Source organism: Komagataeibacter sp. FNDCF1 (genome assembly GCF_021295335.1).
Taxonomy (GTDB): Bacteria; Pseudomonadota; Alphaproteobacteria; order Acetobacterales; family Acetobacteraceae; genus Komagataeibacter.
The window spans coordinates 1,222,679-1,247,404 of record NZ_JAIWOT010000001.1 but is presented as its reverse complement, the minus strand read 5'-3'; the positions used below and the strand labels follow the sequence as shown (position 1 = coordinate 1,247,404).

General features: G+C 58.9%; 28 protein-coding genes, 1 tRNA gene and 1 pseudogene. 12 read left to right on the top strand and 18 right to left on the bottom strand.

The genetic code is table 11. The features are described from left to right. Positions 1 to 40: 40 nt before the first annotated feature. Both LDL32_RS05920 and LDL32_RS05915 read left to right on the top strand, forming a co-directional pair. Entirely contained in the window at positions 41 to 268 is a 228-nt protein-coding gene (locus LDL32_RS05920; RefSeq protein WP_233065139.1) for a hypothetical protein, read from the top strand. Between the two features lie 232 nt (positions 269 to 500). Further along, positions 501 to 935, top strand: coding sequence for a hypothetical protein (locus tag LDL32_RS05915; protein ID WP_233065137.1), 435 nt, complete (start codon positions 501 to 503; stop codon positions 933 to 935). Here the strand turns inward: LDL32_RS05915 and LDL32_RS05910 are convergent. Beyond that, on the bottom strand, positions 888 to 1,724 hold the full coding sequence (locus LDL32_RS05910; protein WP_048856220.1) for an IS5 family transposase: 837 nt from the start codon (positions 1,722 to 1,724) through the stop codon (positions 888 to 890). The two genes, LDL32_RS05915 and LDL32_RS05910, sit on opposite strands and share 48 nt — an antisense overlap. A 57-nt stretch (positions 1,725 to 1,781) precedes the next feature. Here LDL32_RS05910 and bcsA point away from each other — a divergent pair. Next, positions 1,782 to 6,005: pseudogene (gene bcsA / locus LDL32_RS05905) on the top strand (UDP-forming cellulose synthase catalytic subunit); the annotation flags it as partial. 396 nt (positions 6,006 to 6,401) lie between these two features. On the opposite strand, the gene LDL32_RS05900 reads toward bcsA, so the two are convergent. Together LDL32_RS05900 and LDL32_RS05895 are read right to left on the bottom strand one after the other, a co-directional pair. Continuing rightward, positions 6,402 to 6,491 (bottom strand) — tRNA-Ser (locus LDL32_RS05900). Between the two features lie 66 nt (positions 6,492 to 6,557). Further along, positions 6,558 to 7,616: a tyrosine-type recombinase/integrase gene (locus tag LDL32_RS05895; RefSeq protein ID WP_233065134.1), complete on the bottom strand. Its 1,059-nt coding sequence runs from the start codon at positions 7,614 to 7,616 to the stop codon at positions 6,558 to 6,560. A gap of 29 nt (positions 7,617 to 7,645) precedes the next feature. On the opposite strand from LDL32_RS05895, the gene LDL32_RS05890 reads away from it, so the two are divergent. Then, positions 7,646 to 7,834 (top strand): hypothetical protein, encoded by a 189-nt coding sequence (locus LDL32_RS05890; protein WP_233065132.1) that lies wholly within the window; start codon positions 7,646 to 7,648, stop codon positions 7,832 to 7,834. Here the strand turns inward: LDL32_RS05890 and LDL32_RS05885 are convergent. The 6 genes from LDL32_RS05885 to LDL32_RS05860 form a co-directional block, all read right to left on the bottom strand. Next, a complete protein-coding gene (locus tag LDL32_RS05885) occupies positions 7,812 to 8,036 on the bottom strand; it encodes a hypothetical protein (protein ID WP_233065131.1) in 225 nt (74 codons plus the stop codon). The genes LDL32_RS05890 and LDL32_RS05885 overlap by 23 nt on opposite strands. Further along, the gene (locus tag LDL32_RS05880) at positions 8,033 to 8,509 is read right to left on the bottom strand and encodes a hypothetical protein (protein ID WP_233065129.1); all 477 of its coding nucleotides are present in this window, start codon (positions 8,507 to 8,509) and stop codon (positions 8,033 to 8,035) included. Before LDL32_RS05880 ends, LDL32_RS05885 begins: the two co-directional genes overlap by 4 nt. After that, positions 8,509 to 8,772 carry a hypothetical protein gene (locus LDL32_RS05875; RefSeq protein ID WP_233065127.1) on the bottom strand — a complete coding sequence of 88 codons (264 nt, stop codon included), beginning with the start codon at positions 8,770 to 8,772 and terminating at the stop codon, positions 8,509 to 8,511. The genes LDL32_RS05880 and LDL32_RS05875 overlap by 1 nt, the downstream gene beginning before the upstream one ends. Beyond that, positions 8,769 to 10,214, bottom strand: a complete 1,446-nt coding sequence (locus tag LDL32_RS05870; RefSeq protein ID WP_233065124.1) for a hypothetical protein — start codon at positions 10,212 to 10,214, stop codon at positions 8,769 to 8,771. The genes LDL32_RS05875 and LDL32_RS05870 overlap by 4 nt, the downstream gene beginning before the upstream one ends. Positions 10,215 to 10,293: 79 nt before the next feature. Next, positions 10,294 to 10,911 (bottom strand): ORF6N domain-containing protein, encoded by a 618-nt coding sequence (locus tag LDL32_RS05865; RefSeq protein ID WP_233065123.1) that lies wholly within the window; start codon positions 10,909 to 10,911, stop codon positions 10,294 to 10,296. Beyond that, complete coding sequence (locus tag LDL32_RS05860) at positions 10,908 to 11,291, bottom strand: hypothetical protein (RefSeq protein WP_233065121.1); 384 nt, start codon at positions 11,289 to 11,291, stop codon at positions 10,908 to 10,910. The genes LDL32_RS05865 and LDL32_RS05860 overlap by 4 nt, the downstream gene beginning before the upstream one ends. 99 nt (positions 11,292 to 11,390) lie before the next feature. On the opposite strand from LDL32_RS05860, the gene istA reads away from it, so the two are divergent. The 5 genes from istA (at position 11,391) to LDL32_RS05835 (ending at position 18,192) form a co-directional block, all read left to right on the top strand. Further along, positions 11,391 to 12,914, top strand: coding sequence for an IS21 family transposase (gene istA / locus LDL32_RS05855; RefSeq protein WP_233064639.1), 1,524 nt, complete (start codon positions 11,391 to 11,393; stop codon positions 12,912 to 12,914). Next, positions 12,904 to 13,683 carry an IS21-like element helper ATPase IstB gene (gene istB, locus LDL32_RS05850; protein ID WP_007396536.1) on the top strand — a complete coding sequence of 260 codons (780 nt, stop codon included), beginning with the start codon at positions 12,904 to 12,906 and terminating at the stop codon, positions 13,681 to 13,683. The genes istA and istB overlap by 11 nt, the downstream gene beginning before the upstream one ends. 99 nt (positions 13,684 to 13,782) lie before the next feature. Next, entirely contained in the window at positions 13,783 to 15,393 is a 1,611-nt protein-coding gene (locus LDL32_RS05845) for a hypothetical protein (protein ID WP_233065119.1), read from the top strand. Next, positions 15,386 to 17,917 (top strand): hypothetical protein, encoded by a 2,532-nt coding sequence (locus tag LDL32_RS05840; protein ID WP_233065117.1) that lies wholly within the window; start codon positions 15,386 to 15,388, stop codon positions 17,915 to 17,917. Before LDL32_RS05845 ends, LDL32_RS05840 begins: the two co-directional genes overlap by 8 nt. 53 nt (positions 17,918 to 17,970) lie before the next feature. Continuing rightward, the gene (locus LDL32_RS05835) at positions 17,971 to 18,192 is read left to right on the top strand and encodes a hypothetical protein (protein ID WP_233065114.1); all 222 of its coding nucleotides are present in this window, start codon (positions 17,971 to 17,973) and stop codon (positions 18,190 to 18,192) included. Between the two features lie 4 nt (positions 18,193 to 18,196). On the opposite strand, the gene LDL32_RS05830 is transcribed toward LDL32_RS05835, so the two are convergent. The 6 genes from LDL32_RS05830 to LDL32_RS05805 all read right to left on the bottom strand — a co-directional run bounded on the left by LDL32_RS05830 (position 18,197) and on the right by LDL32_RS05805 (position 21,122). After that, complete coding sequence (locus LDL32_RS05830; RefSeq protein WP_233065113.1) at positions 18,197 to 18,484, bottom strand: hypothetical protein; 288 nt, start codon at positions 18,482 to 18,484, stop codon at positions 18,197 to 18,199. Positions 18,485 to 18,842: 358 nt separating this feature from the next. Beyond that, the gene (locus tag LDL32_RS05825; protein ID WP_233065111.1) at positions 18,843 to 19,097 is read right to left on the bottom strand and encodes a hypothetical protein; all 255 of its coding nucleotides are present in this window, start codon (positions 19,095 to 19,097) and stop codon (positions 18,843 to 18,845) included. A 97-nt stretch (positions 19,098 to 19,194) separates the two neighbouring features. Beyond that, complete coding sequence (locus tag LDL32_RS05820) at positions 19,195 to 19,365, bottom strand: hypothetical protein (protein WP_233065109.1); 171 nt, start codon at positions 19,363 to 19,365, stop codon at positions 19,195 to 19,197. 27 nt (positions 19,366 to 19,392) lie between these two features. Next, entirely contained in the window at positions 19,393 to 19,776 is a 384-nt protein-coding gene (locus LDL32_RS05815) for a type II toxin-antitoxin system HigA family antitoxin (protein WP_233065107.1), read from the bottom strand. Positions 19,777 to 19,791: 15 nt separating this feature from the next. Then, complete coding sequence (locus LDL32_RS05810; protein WP_233065105.1) at positions 19,792 to 20,187, bottom strand: type II toxin-antitoxin system HicB family antitoxin; 396 nt, start codon at positions 20,185 to 20,187, stop codon at positions 19,792 to 19,794. A gap of 71 nt (positions 20,188 to 20,258) precedes the next feature. Further along, complete coding sequence (locus LDL32_RS05805) at positions 20,259 to 21,122, bottom strand: hypothetical protein (protein WP_233065103.1); 864 nt, start codon at positions 21,120 to 21,122, stop codon at positions 20,259 to 20,261. 25 nt (positions 21,123 to 21,147) lie between these two features. Between LDL32_RS05805 and LDL32_RS05800 the strand changes: the two genes are divergently transcribed. Then, positions 21,148 to 21,984, top strand: a complete 837-nt coding sequence (locus tag LDL32_RS05800) for an IS5 family transposase (protein ID WP_048856220.1) — start codon at positions 21,148 to 21,150, stop codon at positions 21,982 to 21,984. Here the strand turns inward: LDL32_RS05800 and LDL32_RS05795 are convergent. Together LDL32_RS05795 and LDL32_RS18005 are read right to left on the bottom strand one after the other, a co-directional pair. Next, positions 21,975 to 22,283, bottom strand: coding sequence for a hypothetical protein (locus tag LDL32_RS05795; protein WP_233065101.1), 309 nt, complete (start codon positions 22,281 to 22,283; stop codon positions 21,975 to 21,977). The two genes, LDL32_RS05800 and LDL32_RS05795, sit on opposite strands and share 10 nt — an antisense overlap. A 1-nt stretch (position 22,284) precedes the next feature. Beyond that, entirely contained in the window at positions 22,285 to 22,503 is a 219-nt protein-coding gene (locus LDL32_RS18005; RefSeq protein WP_370636753.1) for an ImmA/IrrE family metallo-endopeptidase, read from the bottom strand. 29 nt (positions 22,504 to 22,532) lie between these two features. Between LDL32_RS18005 and LDL32_RS05790 the strand changes: the two genes are divergently transcribed. Continuing rightward, positions 22,533 to 23,369: an IS5 family transposase gene (locus LDL32_RS05790; RefSeq protein ID WP_233064459.1), complete on the top strand. Its 837-nt coding sequence runs from the start codon at positions 22,533 to 22,535 to the stop codon at positions 23,367 to 23,369. Positions 23,370 to 23,465: 96 nt separating this feature from the next. Next, the gene (locus LDL32_RS05785) at positions 23,466 to 24,302 is read left to right on the top strand and encodes an IS5 family transposase (RefSeq protein ID WP_233065100.1); all 837 of its coding nucleotides are present in this window, start codon (positions 23,466 to 23,468) and stop codon (positions 24,300 to 24,302) included. Here the strand turns inward: LDL32_RS05785 and LDL32_RS05780 are convergent. Beyond that, positions 24,268 to 24,699 carry an ImmA/IrrE family metallo-endopeptidase gene (locus LDL32_RS05780; protein ID WP_233065098.1) on the bottom strand — a complete coding sequence of 144 codons (432 nt, stop codon included), beginning with the start codon at positions 24,697 to 24,699 and terminating at the stop codon, positions 24,268 to 24,270. The genes LDL32_RS05785 and LDL32_RS05780 overlap by 35 nt on opposite strands. Positions 24,700 to 24,726 lie beyond the last annotated feature (27 nt).

Sequence of the window (24,726 nt, the reverse complement as noted above, 5' to 3'; positions counted from 1 at the left end):
GGCAGGCTGGAACCGGCGTACAGGAAGGCACCCGACCAGCATGGTCCGGGTGCCTTTTTATTTTGCCGCCAATAGTGGCGGGGCGCAGCGCCCTGCGGGGTGTCCGGTCATTGTTGCGGATGGTGCACAGGCATGGGCTGATGGAAAAGGGTTTTGCGCATGGGGGCAAATACAGCCGGCAGGTTTATTTCATATGTTCCTGATTGATTTCATCCCGCCGGATGATTTGTGGAATACAGTATGCGCCTTCTGGCAGCCGTATACCTGAAAATAAAGACCGTTATCCGATAATGCCTTGCGATCAGCCTGCCGGCTCATTTAGTGTCGGCATCCGGTCGGAAAAGGCTTGGGGGGAAAGGGCTTTCGGCAATACCGTTCGTGATGGGGAACGAAAATCCATCGCTGCCGCAGGGCACCCGTGGTGCAAAGGTGCTGGTGTGCATGCCGCTATGCCTGTACGTATTGACGGGTTTTTATTCAGGTCAGTCTGGTTGTGGAAAATGCTCAGGGAATTGTGGCTGAAGTGGGGCGGACAGACGCCTGTAACCACGCCGCGGCGGCAGGGCTGGCTTGTCGCGCTGCTTATGGTCGGGGGGGCGATGCTTGTCCTGTCGGTGGGCGGCATCACCCTGGCCCCGACGCAGCAGGCCTATATCTCGCTTGGCACGATCACGCTGTTCTTCATCCTGAACCGCAGGCCGGGGCGGCATATCACCTGCATCCTCATGATGCTGTCGCTCTTCGTCTCCTTCCGCTACCTGATATGGCGGCTTGGCAGCACGGTGGAATTCCGCGGGCCGGTGCAGGTGGTCATGTCGCTCGCCCTGCTTGCGGCGGAAGGATACGCGCTGTCCACCCTGTGCCTGAGAGCCCGATCCGAAAGTTTTTCAACCCTGACAATGCCTTGCTGTCCGTCGTGTGAGCATTCGGATTGAGGCGATCAATGTCCATGCGGTTGAGGAAGCAATGGATTGTTCCCAATCTTTGGCGAGCCGCCTGCATCGTCCCAGCCATGCGAATGTCCGTTCCACCACCCAGCGACGCGGCAGGATCTGAAAACCCTTCACCGTATCGGACCGCCTGATGATTTCGAGGGTCCATTTTCCCATGGAGGCGAGCGCGGATCGCAATTTGTCGCCAGCATAGCCGCCATCAGCGAAGATGTGGCGCAGCCAGGGAAAGCGCCTGCGTATCGCTGCCAGAACATCAACGGCCCCATCACGGTCCTGGATATCAGCGGCATGAACGAGGAGAAAGATCAGGAAGCCGCAGGTATCCGTCACGATATGGCGCTTGCGGCCCTTGACCTTCTTCCCCGCGTCATAGCCCGAAATCCCGCCGCTTTCCGTGGTTTTCACCGACTGGCTGTCAATCACGCCCGCGCTCGGAGAGGCGTCACGTCCCTCGATCTCGCGCAGGCTCATGACCAGCACCGTATTCATGACCTCGAACACTCCGGCATCACGCCAGGCGTAAAAATAGCGCCTGATGGTCGAGACCGGCGGAAAGCATTTCGGCAGCAGACGCCACGCACACCCGGCCGAGGCTATGTAGAGCATCGCATTGACCACCTCGCGCATATCCGTCGTGCGCGGACGACCGCCCCGTTTCGCCGGGGGCACAAATGGCATGATCAAAGTCCACTCCCCGTCCGTCATGTCCGATGGATATCGCAATCTTTCCCGGCTATACTCGCGCCGGGCAATACCAGTCCATGTCACCATTCACTCCATCTCTCTGCAAAGACGGATGAATCACAACAGGCTGGTATTGTTCAAAAACTTTCGGATCGGGCTCTGAGTTATTTCCAGATGTCGTGGCCGCTGGACCGCAAGCCGCACCGCCTGCCTGACAATACCGATGACTGGCCGGTGGTCGATGTCTATGTGCCATCATACAACGAGGATCTGGAACTTGTCCGCTCCACCGTGTTGGGGGCGATGGACCTGCACTGGCCGGCCGACAAGCTGAATGTCTATATCCTGGATGACGGACGGCGGAAGGCATTCCATGATTTTGCGCTGGAATCCGGTGCAGGCTACATCATCCGCTCCGAGAACAACCACGCCAAGGCAGGCAACCTCAACCACGCCATGCAGATTACCGGGGGGGAGTTCGTGGTCATCTTTGACTGCGACCACGTGCCCACGCGCTCCTTCCTGCTCAAGACCATAGGCTGGATGGTTGCCGACCCCAAACTGGCCCTGCTGCAGACACCCCATCACTTCTATTCCCCCGACCCGTTCCAGCGTAACCTGGCCGCAGGTTATGAAGTGCCGCCCGAAGGCAACATGTTCTATGGCCTGGTGCAGGACGGCAATGATTTCTGGGATGCGACATTCTTCTGCGGTTCCTGCGCCGCCATCCGCCGGTCCGCCCTGCTCAGCGTGGGCGGGTTCGCGACCGAGACGGTTACGGAAGATGCGCATACCGCGCTCAAGATGCAGCGCAAGGGCTGGGGGACTGCCTATCTGTGCCAGCCGCTGGCGGCCGGCCTTGCGACCGAACGGCTGATCCTGCATATCGGCCAGCGCGTGCGCTGGGCACGTGGCATGCTTCAGATCATGCGGCTGGACAACCCGATGCTCGGGCGCGGGCTGCGGTGGGAGCAGCGGCTTTGCTACCTGTCCGCCATGTCGCATTTCCTGTTTGCCATCCCGCGCGTGACGTTCCTGGTCTCGCCGCTTGGCTTCCTGTTTTTCGGGCAGAACATCATTGCGACTTCCCCCTTTGCCATCATGGTCTATGCGCTGCCGCACATCTTTCATTCCATCATGACCCTGTCGCGTATCGAAGGGCGCTGGCGCTATTCCTTCTGGAGCGAAATTTACGAGACCTCGCTGGCGCTGTTCCTAATCCGGATTACCATCGTGACCCTGCTCCAGCCGCATAAGGGCAAGTTCAATGTGACGGACAAGGGGGGGCTGCTGGCGCGGGGCTATTTCGATTTCAGTGCGGTCTATCCCAACGCGATCATGGCCATCATCCTGTTCATCGGCATGATCCGGGGCATCTGGGGCATGATCTTCCAGTACCACCAGAAGCTGGCGTTCCAGTCATTCGCGCTGAACACGCTGTGGATTACCGTAAGCCTGATCGTGGTGCTGGCCTCCATCGCGGTGGGGCGGGAGACGCGTCAGATCCGTCACAAGCCCCGGGTGCGCGTCAAATTGCCGGTGGAAGTATGCTTCGAGGATGGCCGGGCGTTCCATGCGCATACGACCGATATCTCCCTTGGTGGCGCGGGTGTCACCCTGCACCTGCCCGAACAGATCGAGACGCCGGTGGATATCGTGCTGCGCTACAGCAAGCCCGATGACGGGATTGATGTGGCGGTGCCGGCGCGCATCCTTGGCCAGCAGCGCGGTTCGTGGCTGCACCTGCAATGGAAGCTCGATACCCTGGAAGAGGAACGGCAGGTTGTCAGCCTTGTATTCGGGCGCAGCGATGCGTGGCATAACTGGGCCGATTTCAAGGATGACCGGCCGTTGAACAGCATATATCAGGTCATAAAAAGTATAGGCGGCCTGTTTGCGCCGCCTTATCTGTGGAGCCTCCCGTCAAAGGGGCAGGAAGAAAGTGGCGAAAGCGTGCAGAAGGAAGAAACGCTGGAAAAGAAAAGTCTGGTGATACCGCCGGTGCCCCGCCGTGTCGGCACCGGCCTGGTCATGCTGGTGGTGGGGGCCATGCTGGCGGCGGTTCCAGCCCGGGCGGAAATGCCGCCAGCGTACAGCCATACCGGCGTTTCGCGCCTGACCCCGCTGGGTGATACCAATAGTGGCGACATCCCGCCGCCCACCGACACTCTGGACCAGACGCTGGCCGACCGGGTGGCCGATACCGAAATCACGCGCACCATCGCGTTCCATGACCTCAGCCACTTTCCCGGCCCGCTGACCCTGCGCGGGTTCTCCCCCCTGCAGGGGGTGGATGTGGTGGTGCCCGCCAACCGGGTTGTAACCCGTGCCACGCTGAACCTGTCGGGTGCGATTTCTCCCTCGCTCCTGCCCGAAGCCACGGCCATTACCGTTACCCTGAACGAGCAGTATGTCGGCACCATCCGCATCGACCCCGCGCATCCGAACTTCGGGCCGCTCGAATTCACCATAGACCCGCTTTATTTTACTGGCGACAGCAAGCTCAACTTCCGCTTTGCGGGTGAATACAGGCGCGACTGCAACGATCTGTACAATGATGTTCTGTGGGCGCAGATATCCGACCAGTCCACCATCACCCTGACCACCGCGCGCATTGAACCCGTACGCAGCCTGAGCCGGCTGCCGACACCATTTTTCGATCCGAACCTCAAGGTTGCGATGCGTGTGCCCGTTGTCCTGCCCGGCAGCGCGATGGTGCCCGAAATCATGCATGCAGGGGGGCTGGTGGCGTCATGGTTTGGCAAGATGGCTGATTCGCGCCAGCTTTCCTTTCCTGTCTCACGCACGCTTCCCGATACCGGCAATGCCATCGAGATCGGGACCAGCATCGCAGTTGACGACCATGGCACGCCCCCTTCCGGCCCGACCCTGTTCGAGATCGCGAACCCGCGTGACAAATGGGGCACCATCCTGGTCGTGACCGGCCGTACCCCGGCCGAAGTCGAGGTGGCGGCCCGCACGCTGGTTTTCTCGCCTGATACGCTGGGTGACCTCCCTTCTTCTGTGGTGGAAGACGTAACCCTGCGCCCGCGCGTGCCTTATGACGCGCCATCCTTCATTCCCACCGACCGGCCGGTCCGTTTCGGTGAACTTGTTACGGCGGGAGACCTGCAGGCTGGCGGTTTTGCGCCCGATACCCTGCACCTGCCTTTCCATCTGCCGCCGGATCTCTACACCTGGCACAAGCTGCCCTACCTTATGGACCTGTGGATCCGTGCGCCAGCCAATCCGGTCGTGGATATCGCGGCCTCGCGTCTGGATGTGAGCGTCAATAACAATTACATTCAGAGCTATTCGCTGCTGGGAAACAGCCTGTGGCGCATCTGGTCCGAACGGATGGTGACCCAGCATGCCGGGGCCGTCGGACATGTCACCGCCATCCCGCCCTGGCTGCTGTTCGGGCAGAATGAACTCCAGTTCAAATTCGATACCCGGCCGGTTGACCGCGGGGCCTGTCGCCGCACCCCCAATGACCTGCGACTGGGAATTGATTCCGATTCCGTGCTGGACTTCCGGCGCGGGGTTCATTTCGCCATGTTACCGAACCTGTCCTATTTCGCGGAAATCGGCTTTCCATTCTCCCGCATGGCGGATCTGGGGGAGACGACAGTGGTGCTGCCCCCCGCACCGGATACCGATACGATCGGGGCCTATCTTGATCTGATGGGCTTTTTCGGTTCGGTCACGTGGTATCCGGTCTCGGGTGTGCACATTATCACGACGGAGGAAATGGCACGGACCGCCCCCAAGGGCGATGTGATCGTGCTGGCGCCGGTCGGGCAGATGGGGGCGGCGACGGAACTGTTGTCCCGCTCGGCCTACCGGGTTGACGGGGGCCATATCCATGTCGGCCAGGAAATGGGGCTGCAGGGGATCTGGTACATGTTCCAGGACCGTGATGAGAGCGGCCTGCGCAATGGTGTGACCGCCAATCTGAATGTGCCGGTGCATAACGCCGCGATAATGATCGGAACCCAGTCCCCCTATGCCAGTCACCGTTCGGTGCTGGCGCTGCTGGGGGATAATGGCGCGCGTATCCATGAACTGGTGACCAGCCTGCATGATACCAAGGTGCTGCCCACCATACAGGGCGATCTCGTGCTCAAGAATGGTGATCATTTCACCACCTATCGTACCTCGCCCACCTATACCGTGGGTCACCTGCCGTGGTGGATGTGGGTGGACTGGTTCCTGTCGCGGCATCCGGTAGTGATGTATGTCTGTGGTGTGACGGGTGCGGTCATGCTGGGTACTGGTGCATGGCTATGGCTGCGTGCACGTGCACGGCGCCGGGTAAAGGCGCAGGAACTGGAGGATGAGAAAACGCTGCGGGGGGAAGGGCACTGAGGCGTTTTCCCTTCCGGGCCGGATACTGCCCGGTAAGCCCGCCCCGAAGGCATCTGGTAAAGGGCAGGAACATTTTTGGTAAGGTTTTTTAAAAAAAGCTTCGGATGATGCTGTCTTCCTGATCAGGAAGACAGCATCACAATTCTTTATTATCACTTATCAATGGATTGTCTTGAAATCATCTCCAGGTCATGGATCATGACCGGGCAACGGCATTTCGAGACCATTGTCCGTCAGGATAATACCCGAACGCATATGTTTCATACCCGCTTCATACCCGCAATGGGCTGGAACAGCCTGAAACAAACTGGGAACGATAGGAATGGAGAATGCCGGCAGAAGGGCTAAAAACCAAGCCTTCTGAAACAGATTGGGGCAGATCGGGGGGGGGCAGTCTGGCGGAGAGGGTGGGATTCGAACCCACGGTACGCTCACACGCACGGCGGTTTTCAAGACCGCTGCCTTCAACCGCTCGGCCACCTCTCCATAGGGTCTGTTTAGCTAGGTATTCCGCCGCCGTCTAGATGTTACCACGCACAAAAACCGCTGTCTTCACGGGGGCTGTGTGCCGACTTTTGTGCCGACATGCAGCATATGGTCCAGTTCATCCGCCGTCAGGGCGGACAGATAGATCTCGGTCGTCTTGACCGATGTGTGGCCGAGATGGCGGCTCAGTCGATAGATGTCGCCACCGGCCTTGAGCCACCGGATGGCGAAGGCGTGGCGGAGGTCATGGATACGGAAGCGGGTGAAGGGAACGCCTTCAGCTTCGCACCGAGCCGCAACCCGGCGCATGACCTGCCCGTAGTTTGAGGCAGCGTTGCGGTAGGGCTCTCCATACCGGTTCGGGAACAGGCAGCCGGTACGTGGTGCCTGCTCAAGCAATGCCGTGGCGTTCCCGCCGGGCGTGACCCATGCGATCGTGCGGGGTCGGCTTGTCTTGGTGCGGAGCAGCCGGATCTGCTGGCGTTCGTGGTCCACGTCGTCGGCCATCAGGCTGACTGCCTCGTTTTCCCGCATGCCTGTCTGCTCCAGCATACCGAGAATCGCGGCCATGCCAGGCGGACAGGCGGCTTTGACCCGCGCCACCGAATCCGGGCAGGGCTGTGTGATCGGGTCACGCCGCTCGCGGATGATCGTGCGGTCAAAGGACAGGGCCGGGTTGCTGGTGATCCAGCCCCACGCGACACAGGCCGACAGCAGGCGGGACAGGGCCGTCAGGTCACGGCGGATGGTGGCATTGGTCACGCTGCCCGACCGGCCTGACACGAAATTGGAAATCAGGCGCGTGGTAATATCGCGCACCCGGACGCCCTTGAATGTGCTCTCCAGGCTGCGGATAGAGATGGTGTAGCGCCGCATGGTCTGGGGCTTGACCGAGGTTTCCAGCACTTCGGTGATCCAGCGGATGACGGCTTCCTCAAAAAGCTGGTCGCTGTCGCCGGTTACGGCCTCGTGCTCGAGTTCCGTTTTCCACTGCCGGAGCCTGCGCCGGGCTTCCCGCGCGTCAGTCGTGCGTAGGCTGCTTCTATGCTCGCGGCTGGCAATCTGGACCCGGCCCCAATATGTTTTGCCCCGAAGGTAGATGTTGGCGTTGGCGCGGCCTGACAAACCTGGGCCTCCTGATTATTGATCCATGCGTGGATCTTGCTGGGATCGAATGTCCAGATCCGGCCGAACTTGGCCGCCCCCGGTATCTGCCCGGCTGCGGCCAGCTTCTGGATCTGGCGGATGGAAAGGGTGGTGACCCGGGCGACATCGGCCAGACGCACCCGCTGCGTGATCTGGGGGATGGTGTCCATGCTGCTATCGCCCTGCGATTTCCGTAGCGATGAGTGCTGCGAGATATTGCCGTTCCTCGATGGTGGCGTTCGGGTTCAGCACGGCCCAGGTCCGGGCCAGCATACAGAGCGATCGCGAGATTGTTGGTTCGGTCATGGATATGCGGCGCACCTTGCAGTCATAGGCATGCGGCTCAGGGTTGAATCGGGGGCGGCGGGGGACTTCATCGCCCATGCTGAGGTCGGTCACGATGTTTTCTCCTTTTGCAGCACGAAGGGTGGCAGGCCTTCGCGCGTGCGCCATGCGTTGATATGGGTCAGTGTGTCCCGACAGGGGGCCGGCAGCCTGTTGGTGCGGGCCCATGCCGTAATGTCCTGCATGGTGGCGCGGATATGGCCAGTGGTTGCCGCCTGCTGGTGATGGAGCATCTGCAGCGCCGCGATGCTAAATGCGCCATCACGCGTGCGGAGGGTGAGGGGCTGCCGGGCCGGGATGGCTTCCTGCTGTGCTGCCTGTTTGCGGCGTGCTGCCGCGCGCAAGGACTCGGCATCGGGGTGCGGGTCGTCTTCCTGCAGTACGCGGATCAGGCGCTGGCGGATGGAGGTACCATGCACTCCGAACACCCTGCCGATATCCGTCCAGGTCCGGCCTTTGGTCCGCATGGAACGGATCAGGGCATCGTCCTGCGGGGTGTAGCGCCGGTCGATCTTGCGGGCAGCCATTACGCATGTCCCGGCGTATGATGGATGTTGGCGATCGACCGCAGCTCATTGCGGCGGAAGGCGGCGCCATCGGCGACCTGCTGCATGAACCCGACGATTTCTTCATCCGAATAGCCCTGCTGCGTGTAGCTGCGGACCATGCTTAACAGGTGGCCCTGCAGGCGCAGGCAGAATGCAGCTTCGTTATCCGCCGCTCCCAGTTCCGCAATCAGGGCACCCATGCCACGGGGCATGATCGAGATATTGTCGAGATCGTCGCTCATGCCGCGGCTCCCATGGCCAGCGTGTCGCGGGCGAGGGCGGCCAGCATGTTTCTGGCGTGGTCCTTGTGTTCGCACGGGATGACAAGTTCATCCGCAAAAAGCTGGATGGCACGGGCCCGGGCGACATTGCCCGCCAGCGTATGAGCCTTCTGTGCCGTGATCCGCTCCATCAGCGCGCAGCGCTCGCCCTCAAACAGTTCGTTTGCTGCTTCGGCGGCGGCTTCTTCGGCAGTGGTATGAGCAGCTTCAATCCGCCTGTTTTGCTGCGCGACAATCGCACAGGCGCGATTGCAGTCATTGATCAGGGCAACGTCCAGGCTCACGCCTGATTGCGGGGCAACGGAGGCCAGATGGCGGGCGAATTCTGCCAAATGCCTGGAGTCGGATATCGGCTCACCACCTTCCTTCACGCCGGGATCGGACTCCACGATGGCCTGCGCCATGGCGGCAAAGCCCTGAAGCGAGGTCGGCTTGCAGCGCACGAGGTCATCCAGCATGTCCTCCCGCCTGTTCACCAGCCGTGCCATGGCTGCGTCGCCGGCATCATCGCCGGGAATACGGTGGGCCACATCATCGATATGCCGCCCGAACGCCGTAGCAGCCGTTGCCTTCGCCATGACCGACGCATCCCGACCAGCCAGGGAGGGCATGTGTCCGTCAAGAATGGCCGAAACCAGCATGCGGCGGATGTTTTCAAGGGCAGGGCACTCGTCGCCTTTGGCAATGGAATCCTCAAGCGTGCGCGTGATCCGTGCCAGATTGACCACATCTTCTGCCGTCTGGATGGTCTGGGCTTGCGTGGCGTCCACATTGGCCCAGTATTCCAGAAAGACCTGCGGGCCGTGATCGGCAGGCCATTCGTCGGCAGGGAAATCCCTGATCTCGACAAACTGCCGCTCCATCGTATCGGCCAGATCATGCAGGGCTGATGGCGTGGCTTCGGCTTCCGCACCGAGGATGCGTTGGATTTCATGAGTAGTGTCCAGCGGCGCCAGCGCATCAATGTCGATCCCGGTACGCAGCAGGAAGCGCAAGATGCCGCAGATACCCTGCTGGAACTGGGTGGCATAATCTTCCACATGCGACGAACTGTGTTTGAAGCCCTTCAACGTGAACAGACGGTCTATTGATGCGCCTAATATGGCCGCAACATCATGCAGATTGTCCGGCTGCATGGTAAAGATGCGATCGATCAGGGCATGGTATTCTTTGAGATAAAGGTTATAGCCCAGCTTGACGGGGTCTGCCGACTGTTCCAGCTCATCAATGGTGGCGCTTACCACAGCCAACCGCTGCCCGACCTGTGTCGGCGTGGCAAAAACAGGCAGATCGGCGGCAACCGGGGCCGCAACCCGCTCCAGAACCCGGTCAATCTGATCCTCCACAATAAAGGCAGGCGCAGGCATCTGGACGCACTTCGGGCGTGAGAGGGTTTCGGACATTTTTCGATTTCCTTGGATACTTGTGTCAGGCTGGTAATGGCAGCCAATCAGGATTGATTATTTGTTCAGGGTGGACGGTTCAGGGGAACGGGGTAGGGACCGATCCGCCCTGCACGTCCTCGATAATCATGATCCGGCGCTGGACCGGCGGCGGCGGTGTGGGCTTGCTGCCGTCCACGGCATCCAGCACCGCGTTCTCGGCCATGCTGAGCAGTTCCCGCAGTGGCCGGGGCAGTCCCGCCTTCATCCATGCCCATGCACCGGCTGACTTGCCCCACTGGCGCGAAGCCTGCCGGCATGCGCCGATACGGGCGTTCAGTTCGGTCGGTTCCATGGTGGCCAGCGTATTGCGGGGCAGTTCCGGCTGCCGGGGTGCGCGGAAGTAGCCGGTGACCAGTTCGCGCTGAACCGTCCATGCCAGGTCATCCGTGAAGGACTTCACCAGCATCAGGTAACCGCTTTCGGTCAGCAGGGTCAGGCCATTTGGGGCGGTAAACCCAAGCTCTCTGGCTTCGTCCGGATTTCGGACGAAGTAATCTTTCCCTTCAACAAAGCGGCGCTTGTTCTCATTGAAGCGCTTGCGGGCCGTGTCTTTGGGGCGGCCATGCAGATCGTCAATCATAGCCAGCGTGACAACGCGCTGGCCCAGATATTCCAGAATGGAGACCGGCCGACCATTGATCGTGACGTTGCTCATGCCGCACCCCCTTCGCTACGCAGGCCAGGGAACTGCGACAGCAGCCGTTCGCGCGTCTTGCCACCATAGAACACTTCATGTTCCACGGAATTGTCGTTCAGCGTTTCCGCCATGTCCTGCGCGATCTCGTACACCCGGCGGTCGTCCAGGTTGAGGGCGAGCAGTTCCAGCACGTTTTCCCACATCAGGCACAGCTTGCTGCACTGCTCATCGGCCAGCGCAATCAGCTTCTCGCGCGGCAGGTGCTGGATGGCTTCGCCAAAATCGATTTCAGCGTGGGACAGGGGAGCGGATGTCTGGTTCGCCAGATTGGAAGAACCAATGTCAGCATCCGCCCGTTTTGCGGACGCATGCTTGAGCACAAGGGTGTTGATTTTCACTGAGAACTGACCCGGGTAGGGCGGAAATTTTCATCGAGATTTGACCCATGCCTTCACACTCCCCGGCAGCATCTGCTGGGGGTTTGAGGAGTGATTGACATGGAGCTTCTGAGTGTGATCCGTCGGTGGCACTGCCGGGATCATCTTCCGATCCGCGAGATCGAACGCCGGACGGGACTGTCACGCAATACGATCCGGAAATATCTCCGGGCACAGAGTATTGAACCGCAGTTCCAGTTACCCGAACGTCCCAGCCGACTGGACCCGTTTGCTGACAGGCTGAGGGGATGGCTGGTCCTGGAAGCCGCCCGCCCCCGCAAGAACCGGCGCACGGCGCGACGACTGCATGAAGACCTTGTGGCACTGGGTTATGATGGATCCTACGGACGGGTGGCCGCTTTCATCCGGCAATGGAAACACGAACAGCACCAGGCACGCCAGACAACGGGTCAGGGTGTTTTCGTGCCCCTGAGCTTCCAGCCCGGGGAAGCCTTCCAGTTCGACTGGGGTGAGGACTGGGCGGTCATTGCCGGCCGTCGCGTCAGGCTGCAGGTTGCCCACACCAAACTGTCCTTCAGCCGGGCCTTCATACTCAGGGCCTATCCCCTGCAGACCCACGAGATGCTTTTTGATGCGCTTGCCGAGGCCTTCCGCGTGCTCGGTGGCGTGCCACGGCGGGGTATTTTTGACAACATGAAGACCGCCGTGGACCGGATTGGCTCTGGCAAGGCACGTCAGGTCAATCTGCGCTTCATGGCCCTGGCCAGCCATTATCTGTTCGAGGCGACCTTCTGCAATCCGGCAGCGGGATGGGAGAAAGGGCAGATCGAGAAGACCGTGCAGGATGCCCGACGCCAGATCTGGCAGGATCTGCCTGCCTTTCCTGATCTGGGGGCGCTGAATGCCTGGCTGGAAGCCCGCTGCCTGGCCTGCTGGGAACGGCTGCAGCATATCGAACTGGCCCGGAGCATCGCCGAGGTCCATGCCAGCGAGCGTCCTCACCTCATGGTGCCGGGGCGTCCCTTTGACGGGTTTATCGAACAGACCAAACGCGTCTCACCAACCTGCCTGATCCAGTTCGAAGGCAACCGCTACAGCGTGCCGGCCTCCTTTGCCAATCGTCCGGTCAGCCTGCGGGTTTATCCCGACAGGCTGCGCATTATCGCCGAAGGGCAGGTTCTGTGCGTGCATGACCGGATCATCACGCGTTCGCATGGTGTGCCAGGCTGCACGGTGTATGACTGGCGGCATTATCTGGCGGTCATCCAGCGCAAACCGGGCGCCCTACGCAATGGCGCGCCGTTTGCCGAATTGCCGGCTGCCTTCCGGACCCTGCAGGATCAACTGCTCAGGCGGCCTGGAGGCGACCGGGAAATGGCTGAAATCCTGGCCCTCGTGCTGCAGCATGATGAGCAGGCTGTCCTCTGCGCGGTTGAACTGGCACTTGAAGACGGCGTGGCGACCAAGACCCATGTTCTCAATACGCTTCATCGCCTGATCGATGCCAGGAGAACCGTGGTTCCCCGGCTCGATGCCCCACAGGCCCTGGTGCTCGAACACGAACCGTGCGCCGATACAGGGCGGTATGACATCCTGCGAAGGGACAGCCGCCATGCGTCATGATCCTGCTGCTGCTTCACTTGTCGTCATGCTCCGTGGATTGCGGATGTATGGCATGTCCCAGGCCACGGCCGACCTCATCGAGCAGGGCGCACCTGCCTTCGAGGCGACTATTCCCATCCTCTCACAACTCCTGAAGGCGGAACTGGCCGAACGCGAAGTGCGCTCCATCGCCTACCAGACAAAGACCGCCCGGTTCCCCGCCTATAAAGACCTGTCCGGGTTCTCCTTTGCCGATACGCAGGTCAACGAGCCCATGATCCGCCAGCTCCATGGCGGGGACTTCATCGAGCGTGCTGAAAATGTCGTGCTGATCGGCGGTCCGGGAACCGGGAAAACCCACCTGGCGACCGCGCTGGCCATCCAGGCGATCACCCATCACCGCAAGAAGGCGCGCTTCTGGTCAACGGTCGACCTGGTCAATGCGCTCGAACAGGAAAAGACCGCCAACCGGGCCGGGCAGATTGCCGACAGGCTGCTCCGCCTGGATCTCGTGATCCTTGATGAACTCGGTTATCTCCCCTTCAGTGCGTCTGGGGGCGCCCTGCTGTTCCATCTGCTCAGCCGCCTCTACGAGCGCACCAGTGTCATCATCACAACCAATCTGAGCTTCAGTGAATGGGGAGACGTCTTTGGTGACCCGAAGATGACAACGGCGCTCCTCGATCGGCTGACCCATCACTGTCATATCCTCGAGACAGGAAATGACAGCTACAGGTTCCGCGCCAGCACCGCCGCGTCAAAAAACAGAAAGGACAGATCCTCTTCTTGACCGCCCGCCCGACTATGCCTGAAATAGCAGCTGGCTGGGTCAATTCCTGATGAAAAACCCGGGTCAGTTCTCAGTGAAAATCAACACCTTGACCCCAATATGCTCACGGCAGACCAGGCCAACAGTCGCTATCAGGCGCCGGGCCTGAAATTCAGCGCACCGGTATCCGCTGCACTGGCCAATGACCTGTACCAACAGAAGCACGCGCAGGCCGTCCGGCAGGCGACCATGGCCAGTGGCCCAGGCGGCATTATCGGGGGCACTGCGCGCGTAGCGGGCGGCCTGCTGCCGCAGTTCCTTGACCCGCTGAACATTGCCGCGGCCTTCGTGCCCGGCATGGGGGAGGCCCGCGCGGCATCCATCCTGGGCCGTTTCGGTGTGGAGAGCGGTCTTGCAACGCGCGCGCTGGCCGGGGCCACGCAGGGCATGGCCGGGCAGGCTGCGCTGGAGCCGCTGAATTACGGCATATCGCAGGACGAGCATAACGACTGGACCATGGGGCAGGCGCTGACCAACGTCGCGTTTGGTGGTCTGCTGGGCGGCGGCATGCACATGGCGTTCCCGGCGCGTGAACTGGAAAAGGCGCAGCCCACCAAGGATACGGCCCCTACGCTGGATGACATGGCCAACCCGGTATCCGACCGGATGGAAAGCCTGTCGCCCGAGGCACGCAACGTCGCGACCAATGAAGCCATAGCCGCCCTGGCGCAGGACCGACCCAACGTGGTGGGGGAACTGACGGATGCGATTGATCCCGAAGGGGCAGGGCAGGAGATACCCACGCCAGCGCAGGATCAGGCGCAGGACATAGGCAACCGGCCATGGCCACCGACACGGCCCGAAGATGTGCCGGGCACGCCGCTTGATGCGCCGGTGCAGGTGGGCACCTTCCCCGAAGGTATTCAAGGCCATCCCTCATTGCCGATCGAGATGGAGGAAGGCTGGCACGATTTCAGCACGGATCGTGGTGTTGGTCGCCTGCATGTGGAAGCGCGCCATGCTCCCCAGATCCGTGCACTTGGTTATCAAGATGCCGAAAGCTATGTGCGGGATATTCTGGCGCGCCCCGATGAAATCCGGCGTGACCACCATAACGGGTCATTCTTCTTTGTTCGGCGCGGGCCGCTGAATACATCAGACGCAGAACATGACTCCGGCATCGTGCACCTTCAGAAAGAAGGTAACAGCTACCGAATCGGAACGGTCGCGCCATTCAAGACGCGCTATCTGAAAAAAAGGGAGTTGCTCTGGCAGTCGGTTCGCAGCGCCGACATACTTCCGACCAGACAGGAAGCCCCCTCGCGAGCCGCTGCGCGCGTAATGCCTGGTACGCCAGCGGTGGGGAGCGATAGGGTCCAGAGTGCAGCCAATATACTCACCGACTCCGCCCACCGCAAGATCCTTGAAGATACGCCGGACGTCACATCCTCCCGCCGCTCGGTGGACCAGACCGAAGCCGCAGCCCCGCAGGTTACGGGCGGCACGCCTGATGACGAACTGGCGCAGGCCCGCGCCGCCGTGGATGACGCCAACCGTCGCCTCGGCATGACCACGGATGGTGAGGGACAGGCGACCATGCCCGAAGGCATGACGGCCGATGACCGCAAGGCGCTGGATGCTATCCATGAACAGACACAGCGCGCCGAAGGTGATGCCCGCGCGTATGAAGCCGCTGCAGGCTGCATGATCGGGAATATGAAGAATGGCTGACGGATCCTATCGCCACTGTTTCGAGACCGCCGCGCGCGCAGCGGGTCGCGCCCTGTCCGAAGATGAGCTGCATGAGGTATTCGCCAGCACCCAGCGCCGCATGGACCGGCTGATGAGCGAAGGCATGTCACCACAGGATGCCGCGCGCGAGGCCGGGCGGCAGCTTGGCATGGAGCGCCGCATTGCCTCCCTGATCGAGGAACGCAACCAGAAGATCAACCTTGCCCGCCGGTCGGAAATCATGGCCCGGCTGACCGAAGGCGAGGAAGCGCAGGCGCTGGAAGGCATTATCGCCGGGCGCGAGAATACGCAGCGGGGCGCCGCCCTGTCTGTCGCGGCCACGACGCACGCGCTGGTGGCGGACGTGATGGGCCCGCTGGTGACCGACCTTGACCGTGCCGGTCTGCTCAAGGCCGTGACGCGCCGCAACCACGACTTCGACCGCGACATCGCGCGCGAGATGTGGCGGCTGGATGATCCCGCATCGGGCGAAGCCACCGGTAACGAACACGCCCGACAGGCCGCCGAAATCCTGCACCGGCATCAGGAAAAGGTCCGCGCCCTGCAGAACGAGGCCGGGGCATGGATCGGCAAGCAGGAACATTACGTCACCCGCCAGAGCCATGACATGTGGAAGATCCGGGGCAACGGCGGCGAAGAAGATTACCGCGCATGGCGCGACAGCATCCTGTCCAAGCTGGATCCGCGCACTTTCGACCGGCTGGATGCCGATACCAGCGAGGAACATTACCTGCGCGCCACATGGCAGGCGCTGGCATCCGGCGTGCATGAAAGCGCCAACGGGTCGGACTGGCTGTCCGGCTTCAAAGGCCCGGCCAATGCTGCCAAGAGCGCCAGCCAGGAACGTAGCCTGATCTTCAAATCTGCCGATGACTGGCTGGCCTATAACGAGCAGTTCGGGCAGGGCAACGTGCTGGATAGCGTGATGCAGGGCATGGAGCGCGGCGCTCGTAACGCCGCCGTCATGCGCACGCTGGGCACCAACCCGCGCGCCATGTTCGACCATGTGGCGGACCGGGCCATAACGGCGGCCAAGGACCGGAACGACTTCAAGACGGTGGATAGACTGCGCGCGCTGAAGGATGGCGCGCTGGTTGATGTGGTGACGGGCCGGGCCGCCGCACCGCAGAACAAGACCATCGCTTCCATCGGGGCCTACCTGCGCTCCTACCAGGCCATAACCAAACTGGGTGGCGTGGTGCTGTCCTCGCTGCCGGATATCGCGGTCACGGCCTCGGTGGCCCGGCATAACGGCATTCCGCTGCTGGAAAGCTACATGAACGCGCTCAAAAGCGTTGTGCCTGGCGCGCTCAGCAAAGGCGCGCGGAACCGGCGCCAGATTGCGCAGATGATGGGCGTGGGGATTGATGGCACGCTGGGCGCGATCATGACGCGCTTCCATGGCGAGGACGGGCCGCTGGGCAAGATGGGCCGCACGGTGCAGTTCTTCCACCGCCTGAACGGCCTGCAATACTGGACCGACGCCATGAAGGAAGGCTTCGGCACCATGCTGACCCACAACCTTGGGCGTAACGCGGGCAAGGATTTCGACGCCCTGCACCCCAAACTGCGCCAGTCCCTGACGCGCTACGGCATAGGCGAGGATGAATGGAACGTCCTGCGTGGCACGGCAAAAGAAGCGGCAGACGGTAACATGCACATCCTGCCAGCCGGACTGGAACACCTGACCGAGGACGACCTGAAACCGCTGCTGCGCGACACCATCACCCACGATGAAGCCCGCAACGAACTGCAATCCAAACTGTCCTCCTACATCATCGACCAGGTGCGCGAGGGCATGACCGAGATCGACCCGCGCACGCAGGCCTTCATGCAGGGCAGCTATGCCGCCGCGGACCGTGTGAACCCGGTTCTGGGGCAGGCCATGCGGATGCTCATGCAATTCAAGTCCTTCCCGCTCACGCATATCCGGCGCGTATGGGGCAGGGAGGTCACGCGCGATGGCGCGGACGTGGCGGGCATCGCGCATCTGATCGTGGCCACAACGGTGTTGGGCTACGTCGCCATGAGCCTGAAAGCGATGGCCGTGGGCAAGGAGCCGCGCAATCCGGCCGACTGGCGCACGGTTCTGGCCGCCATGCAGCAGGGCGGCGGGGCAGGGATCTACGGTGATTTCCTGTTCGGTGAACAGAGCCGCATGGGCAATTCGTTCCTCGAGACGCTAGCAGGTCCGACCTTCTCGGATGCCAGCAGCCTGTTCAAGATGTTCGCCAACAGCCGCGACATGGCGCTGGGCAGCGCTGACGCCCCCAAGGGCAAGACGTTCGAGATGAACCTGCTGCAGGAAGCCCGGCGGGAACTGCCCTTCGGCAACCTGTTCTATACCCGCGCAGCCCTCGATTACCTAGTGTTCTATCGCCTGCAGGAGATGATGAACCCCGGATATCTCAGACGCTACGAACTGGGCATCCAGCAGAACCAGGGGCAGAAGTTCTGGCTGTCGCCGACTTGGAACCCCTATCGGGCGATGGGGGCGAATTGATGAGAAGATCGGGAAACAGAGATCTATTGGAATATAATGAGGGAAATAGGATTATGACGAAAGATCAGCAGGCAATTGAATATGTCCTTCGCCCGGAGATTGATGAAGATGTGATGAAAGTCGCAGACTTCATCTCAAGTAACGTGCATCCCGAAAAGGTTCATCTTGTAGCCAAGTGGGTGGCGGATATTTCACACCTGCTGTGGGAAAAGCCCAAGATGGAAGGAAAGCTCCTGTCGAGAGCCACTCCCGTCAGCATAATCCGGTGTCAGTAATTTATCAGGGCGTGTCATGAGCATGGCGCGCCTGCGCCACCAATCTCCATTGGGTCGGTGCCGTGCTGCCCAGCAGGGTTTGCCCGGGATAGTAAGGATGTGTTGGGTGTCCCTCTTTTCCCTCTGGCGGTAATACGTGATCTTTTGCAACACCTATTTCATGTCCGCAGGTCATGCATCGATATATGCCCGCCACAGGGGTCTTTTTGCCGACTGGAAAATCGACATCAAAATCAGGGTGACGTAATGGATTTATCTGGGTGAAGTAGGTATTGTCTTTGTAATAAGGCATCAGCCCCTCCATGCAGGAGATACAATTACCATCACCCTCATAGGAGTCGGGTCAACGCACCTCACCGTTGATCAAAAAGGGAAGCCGAGCCAACAGTGCTGATCACCGGACAGGGAATTTTCAGGGGAAAGCGACGCACCGGTGGGGCCAGCCATGAACCCCACAAGCGGTACACCCCAGAGGGGATGCCCTACGGCAGGCTGAATTACACCGTGTCACGGCGCGTCAGGAGCAGGATGCCATTATGGGCTGTGCAGTAAAAGAAGGGGAAATGGAGAAGGCCGCCCCTGAATGTGGGGCGATCCTTCCTGGATCGATGTCAGGCAGAAAGACAGCCTGATCATGATTGATAGCCTTTTTACTTCTTGCAGCTCTTGTCGAACTCGTTGTGCAGGTCTTCTTCATTGATCTTGATTTCGCCGCGATAGACTGACTGTGGCTTCAGGTCCACCCGGGCGCCCCCGATCATGACGGTGGTGTCCGAATTGATTTTCCATTCTCCGCTGGGTTGCTTGGTGACTGCCTTGCAGAAATCGTTCGTTCCCTGCGCCAGGGCAGGTGTGGCAACGACAAATGCCGTCAGGGCTGCGAGGATTGAAGCAGACTTGCGCATTGTTGCTTTCCTTTTTTCCTTGTCCCGGCCATACGCGCCGGAGAAGAAAGCATGGCACCCTGAATATGGCGACCATTTGGCAACATAAAGTTACAATTCAGTCGTGATCTGCCCTGCCTCGCACTTTGTCCCAGCCAATCGTGACAGGCCGGGCATTGCGAAAATCCGTTGCTGTCGGTTCGGGACTGTCGGGGCCTGCCGTAATGCCGCGGTTGATCCGGGCATCTTTCTCATCCGTTGGCATGATGCGTTCAGGTTTGCGCGGCATGAAGCTGTGCCTCCCGTTTGTAATGTTTTATTCTGCTGTCATATCTGCCAGCGCAGGCACCAGCAGGTCAGCCGGGATTTTCCACGCGTCATTGATGGCTGTAATCATAGCCAGACTGAGGGGGCGTCGCCCGACCAATATGCTATCAGCCTGGGGGCGTGAGCCAATGACCTGCGCGAGATCGTCCGGTGTCAGGCCGTTCTGCTCCATATGGAAGCGGAGAATATCCAATGGTGTGGCAGCCGGAATGGGATAATGCTTGGCCTCATAGGCGGCCACAAGATCCGCCATTATTTCCAGTCGGTCACCATCCGGGCTGCCTCGCTCGGGGTGCAGGTCCATCAATCGACCGACCTCGGTGATGGCGGCCTTCAGATCGTCATCGTTCCTGATCGGCTTGATATCCATCATTTGTCCAGTTTTCAGTTACGCATTGAGAATCAGTCTAGCGATGCAGTCCGACCGTGCTTCCCCTGCGGTGCCGGCCTGCGCGTCCAGGCGCAGCAGAACCCGGCGGGGCAGCGTAACGCTGATATGTTCAGGCGTTTCATCAAGTAGAGCTGGATCAACCTGCGCAAAAGCCCAGACCCATTCAGGCCCTGACCACTCCGGGTTATTCATCAGGACATCAAGGGGCGACGGGGCAGGGATACTCTCCCCGTAATCAAGGGCACATTCAATCCACAGGGTTATGGCTTCAGGCGCATTGTTCATGGCCTCTTCAAAGGTGTCGCCCGCCGAAAAACAGCCAGGAAGGTCTGGCACGATCACGCCATACGCTGTTGTCTCAGACCCACGTTCAATTACGATTGGATAACGCATGCGTCCCTTGTGGCAGGTTACAGCAGCCTTTCCAACTGCTCCTGTGCCTGCGCAAGAAAATAAAGACTTTCTTAGGTCCGAATTTTCTGACCTGTTATCGTCGCTATTTTTTTGAATAGCTCCTGTTTTCTTGGGTCCAATATATCCGATTCTTCAGTTTCTTCATTATCTTTGTCTGATGAATCTTCTATCATTCTGTCTTGTTGCTTAACCTGCTCGAATTCTTTTTCCCATTCTATTTTGTAATATTCGTAGAAATCTGGAGGAGAAAATGTTTTATCATTATGTGTATCTCTGATTTTTGGTATTTCTATACCATAATATTCTAAATAAGCAGTTAAATATAGTTCGAGTTCGTGTATCGGAGCATGGTCTGGCCTTCCTAAAAGGCGTCTTTGCATATCCAAAACATTTTCATAATTATCTTCTCTGCAGGTATCGATAGTTAAGACAGGGTAAGGGTTATTGTTTGCAACGCCTTTAAACGTTTGCATTTCCGAAAGATGAATTTTTCTATTGAATTTTGTAATTCGAGACGAAGCTGCAGCTTGGCAGAGAAGTATTCCAAGGCCTGGAGATATAGTTAAAGTATTTACTGCGGAATTTTTAGATATTCTAAATCCCGCATCGATGCCCTTTCCAAGGAAGTCGAATTTACTTGGATCTTCGTCTATAGTTAATTCATTTTCTTCCGTAGGTAAGGGCGTTTTTCCATTTAATGAATCGGGATCACCATCTTCTCCAGATGGGTCTATTGGTTTTATACTACAATTTGGAGTGGGGAAAGATGAAACCCATGCGTTCCCCTTCGTATTTAGCTCATATATTTTAGCTGTTTCGCCATATTTTTTCAAAGATTCTATAAAAGAATCGATACAAGCACCTAAGAGCCCGATCCGAAAGTTTTTGAACAATACCAGCCTGTTGTGATTCATCCGTCTTTGCAGAGAGATGGAGTGAATGGTGACATGGACTGGTATTGCCCGGCGCGAGTATAGCCGGGAAAGATTGCGATATCCATCGGACATGACGGACGGGGAGTGGACTTTGATCATGCCATTTGTGCCCCCGGCGAAACGGGGCGGTCGTCCGCGCACGACGGATATGCGCGAGGTGGTCAATGCGATGCTCTACATAGCCTCGGCCGGGTGTGCGTGGCGTCTGCTGCCGAAATGCTTTCCGCCGGTCTCGACCATCAGGCGCTATTTTTACGCCTGGCGTGATGCCGGAGTGTTCGAGGTCATGAATACGGTGCTGGTCATGAGCCTGCGCGAGATCGAGGGACGTGACGCCTCTCCGAGCGCGGGCGTGATTGACAGCCAGTCGGTGAAAACCACGGAAAGCGGCGGGATTTCGGGCTATGACGCGGGGAAGAAGGTCAAGGGCCGCAAGCGCCATATCGTGACGGATACCTGCGGCTTCCTGATCTTTCTCCTCGTTCATGCCGCTGATATCCAGGACCGTGATGGGGCCGTTGATGTTCTGGCAGCGATACGCAGGCGCTTTCCCTGGCTGCGCCACATCTTCGCTGATGGCGGCTATGCTGGCGACAAATTGCGATCCGCGCTCGCCTCCATGGGAAAATGGACCCTCGAAATCATCAGGCGGTCCGATACGGTGAAGGGTTTTCAGATCCTGCCGCGTCGCTGGGTGGTGGAACGGACATTCGCATGGCTGGGACGATGCAGGCGGCTCGCCAAAGATTGGGAACAATCCATTGCTTCCTCAACCGCATGGACATTGATCGCCTCAATCCGAATGCTCACACGACGGACAGCAAGGCATTGTCAGGGTTGAAAAACTTTCGGATCGGGCTCTAAGTGAATCGCGCTTCTTAAGCGGCAACAAAATAAAATTTCGTCCCCGACTGTTTTCCATAGTTTTGGGTAGCCGTTTTCCCGTTCATCTTCAACTAATTGCCTGCCATCACTGCAAACTTTAGAGTATTCATTGCGGAGAAGTTTCGGGAATTCTCCATAAAAATTTTGGAATGCTTTGATCCATTTAAGTGTGTTTTGTTGTTTATGTTTAAAAGCTGTTGATCCGGTTAGATCGACAGATAAAAATAACCGGACCCTATACTCGGGAACTTTCATTTTAATCTCTTATTTTTAATGACCGAGCACGAGCTTCAATGGCTGGCAGACTAACTTTAAATATAGCCTTGGCCTGATTGGCAGAGACGTGATAAGCACGACGAAATGCGGTTTCCGGCATAAGGAAAGCTGCGGCAAACCAATTGGCTTCCCATTCTGCACGCCGCTGGTCATCAGAGCCCGATCCGAAAGTTTTTGAACAATACCAGCCTGTTGTGATTCATCCGTCTTTGCGAAGAGATGGAGTGAATGGTGACATGGACTGGTATTGCCCGGCGCGAGTATAGCCGGGAAGGCTTGCGATATCCATCGGACATGACGGACGGGGAGTGGACTTTGATCATGCCATTTGTGCCCCCTGCGAAACGGGGCGGTCGTCCGCGCACGACGGATATGCGCGAGGTGGTCAACGCGATGCTCTACATAGCCTCGGCCGGGTGCGCGTGGCGTCTGCTGCCGAAATGCTTTCCGCCGGTCTCGACCGTCAGGCGCTATTTTTACGCCTGGCGTGATGCCGGAGTATTCGAGGCCATGAATACGGTGCTGGTCATGAGCCTGCGCGAGATCGAGGGGCGTGACGCCTCTCCGAGCGCAGGCGTGATTGACAGCCAGTCGGTGAAAACCACGGAAAGTGGCGGGATTTCAGGCTATGACGCGGGGAAAAAGGTCAAGGGCCGCAAGCGCCATATCGTGACGGATACCTGCGGCTTCCTGATCTTTCTCCTCGTTCATGCCGCCGACATCCAGGACCGTGATGGGGCCGTTGATGTCCTGGCAGCGATACGCAGGCGCTTTCCCTGGCTGCGCCACATCTTTGCTGATGGCGGTTATGCTGGCGACAAATTGCGAAACGCGCTCGCCGCCATGGGAAAATGGACCCTCGAAATCATCAGGCGGTCCGATACGACGAAGGGCTTTCAGATCCTGCCGCGTCGCTGGGTGGTGGAACGGACATTCGCATGGCTGGGACGGTGCAGGCGGCTCGCCAAAGATTGGGAACAATCCATTGCTTCCTCAACCGCATGGACATTGATCGCCTCGATCCGAATGCTCACACGACGGACAGCAAGGCATTGTCAGGGTTGAAAAACTTTCGGATCGGGCTCTAAGAGCCCGATCCGAAAGTTTTTGAACAATACCAGCCTGTTGTGATTCATCCGTCTTTGCGAAGAGATGGAGTGAATGGTGACATGGACTGGTATTGCCCGACGTGAACATAGCCGGGAAGGAATGCGATATCCATCGGATACGACGGACGAGGAGTGGGCTCTGATCATGCCATTTATACCCCCGGCGAAACGGGGTGGTCGCCCCCGCACGACGGATATGCGCGAGGTGGTCAACGCGATGCTCTACATAGCCTCGGCCGGGTGTGCGTGGCGTTTGCTGCCGAAATGCTTTCCGCCGGTCTCAACCGTCAGGCGCTATTTTTACGCCTGGCGTGATGCCGGATTGTTCGAAGTCATGAATACGGTCCTGGTCATGAGCCTGCGCGAGATTGAGGGGCGTGAAGCCTCTCCAAGCGCGGGCGTGATTGATAGCCAGTCGGTAAAAACCACGGAAAGCGGCGGGCTTTCGGGCTATGACGCGGGTAAGAAGGTCAAGGGCCGCAAGCGCCATATCGTGACGGACACCTGCGGCTTCCTGATCTTTCTCCTCGTTCATGCCGCCGACATCCAGGACCGTGATGGGGCGGTTGATGTTCTGGCGGCAATACGCAGGCGCTTTCCCTGGCTGCGCCACATCTTTGCTGATGGCGGCTATGCTGGCAACAAATTGCGATCCGCGCTCGCCTCCATGGGAAAATGGACGGTCGAAATCATCAGGCGGTCCGATACGGCGAAGGGCTTTCAGATCCTGCCGCGCCGCTGGGTGGTTGAACGGACATTCGCCTGGCTGGGACGGTGCAGGCGGCTCGCCAAAGATTGGGAAAAGTCCATTGCTTCCTCAACCGCATGGACATTGATCGCCTCGATCCGCATGCTCACACGACGGACAGCAAGGCATTGTCAAGCTTGAAAAACTTTCGGATCGGGCTCTCAGAGCTTTCGTCGATATTTCTTGTCGCGCGCATCAGAAAATCAGGGTCATCTGTAACCACCAGTGGCAAGTGGAGGAAGAGATGCCCCAGTTCATGTGCGATAGTAAACCTATCGCGCTCTATTGATGTGAGGGATGATACGTATATCGTAAAATCTGAAAAAGATTTGGCAATCAGGGAGCCACTTTCATTGTCGCCATAACCGGAAGATCCAACAAGAATTTTCCCGCCCATTTGAGCGACGAAACCAAAAATATCTCCCCCCGGTTCGAAGCCTGCATCTTTTGCAATAGTCTCGGCAAAAGCTTCTACTGCGGCCTTTCTGGCTCCACTAGGACGCGGATAGACATAATCGAATGCCTGATCTCCCGTCATGAATCGTCTCCTGTCAAACCCGATGAT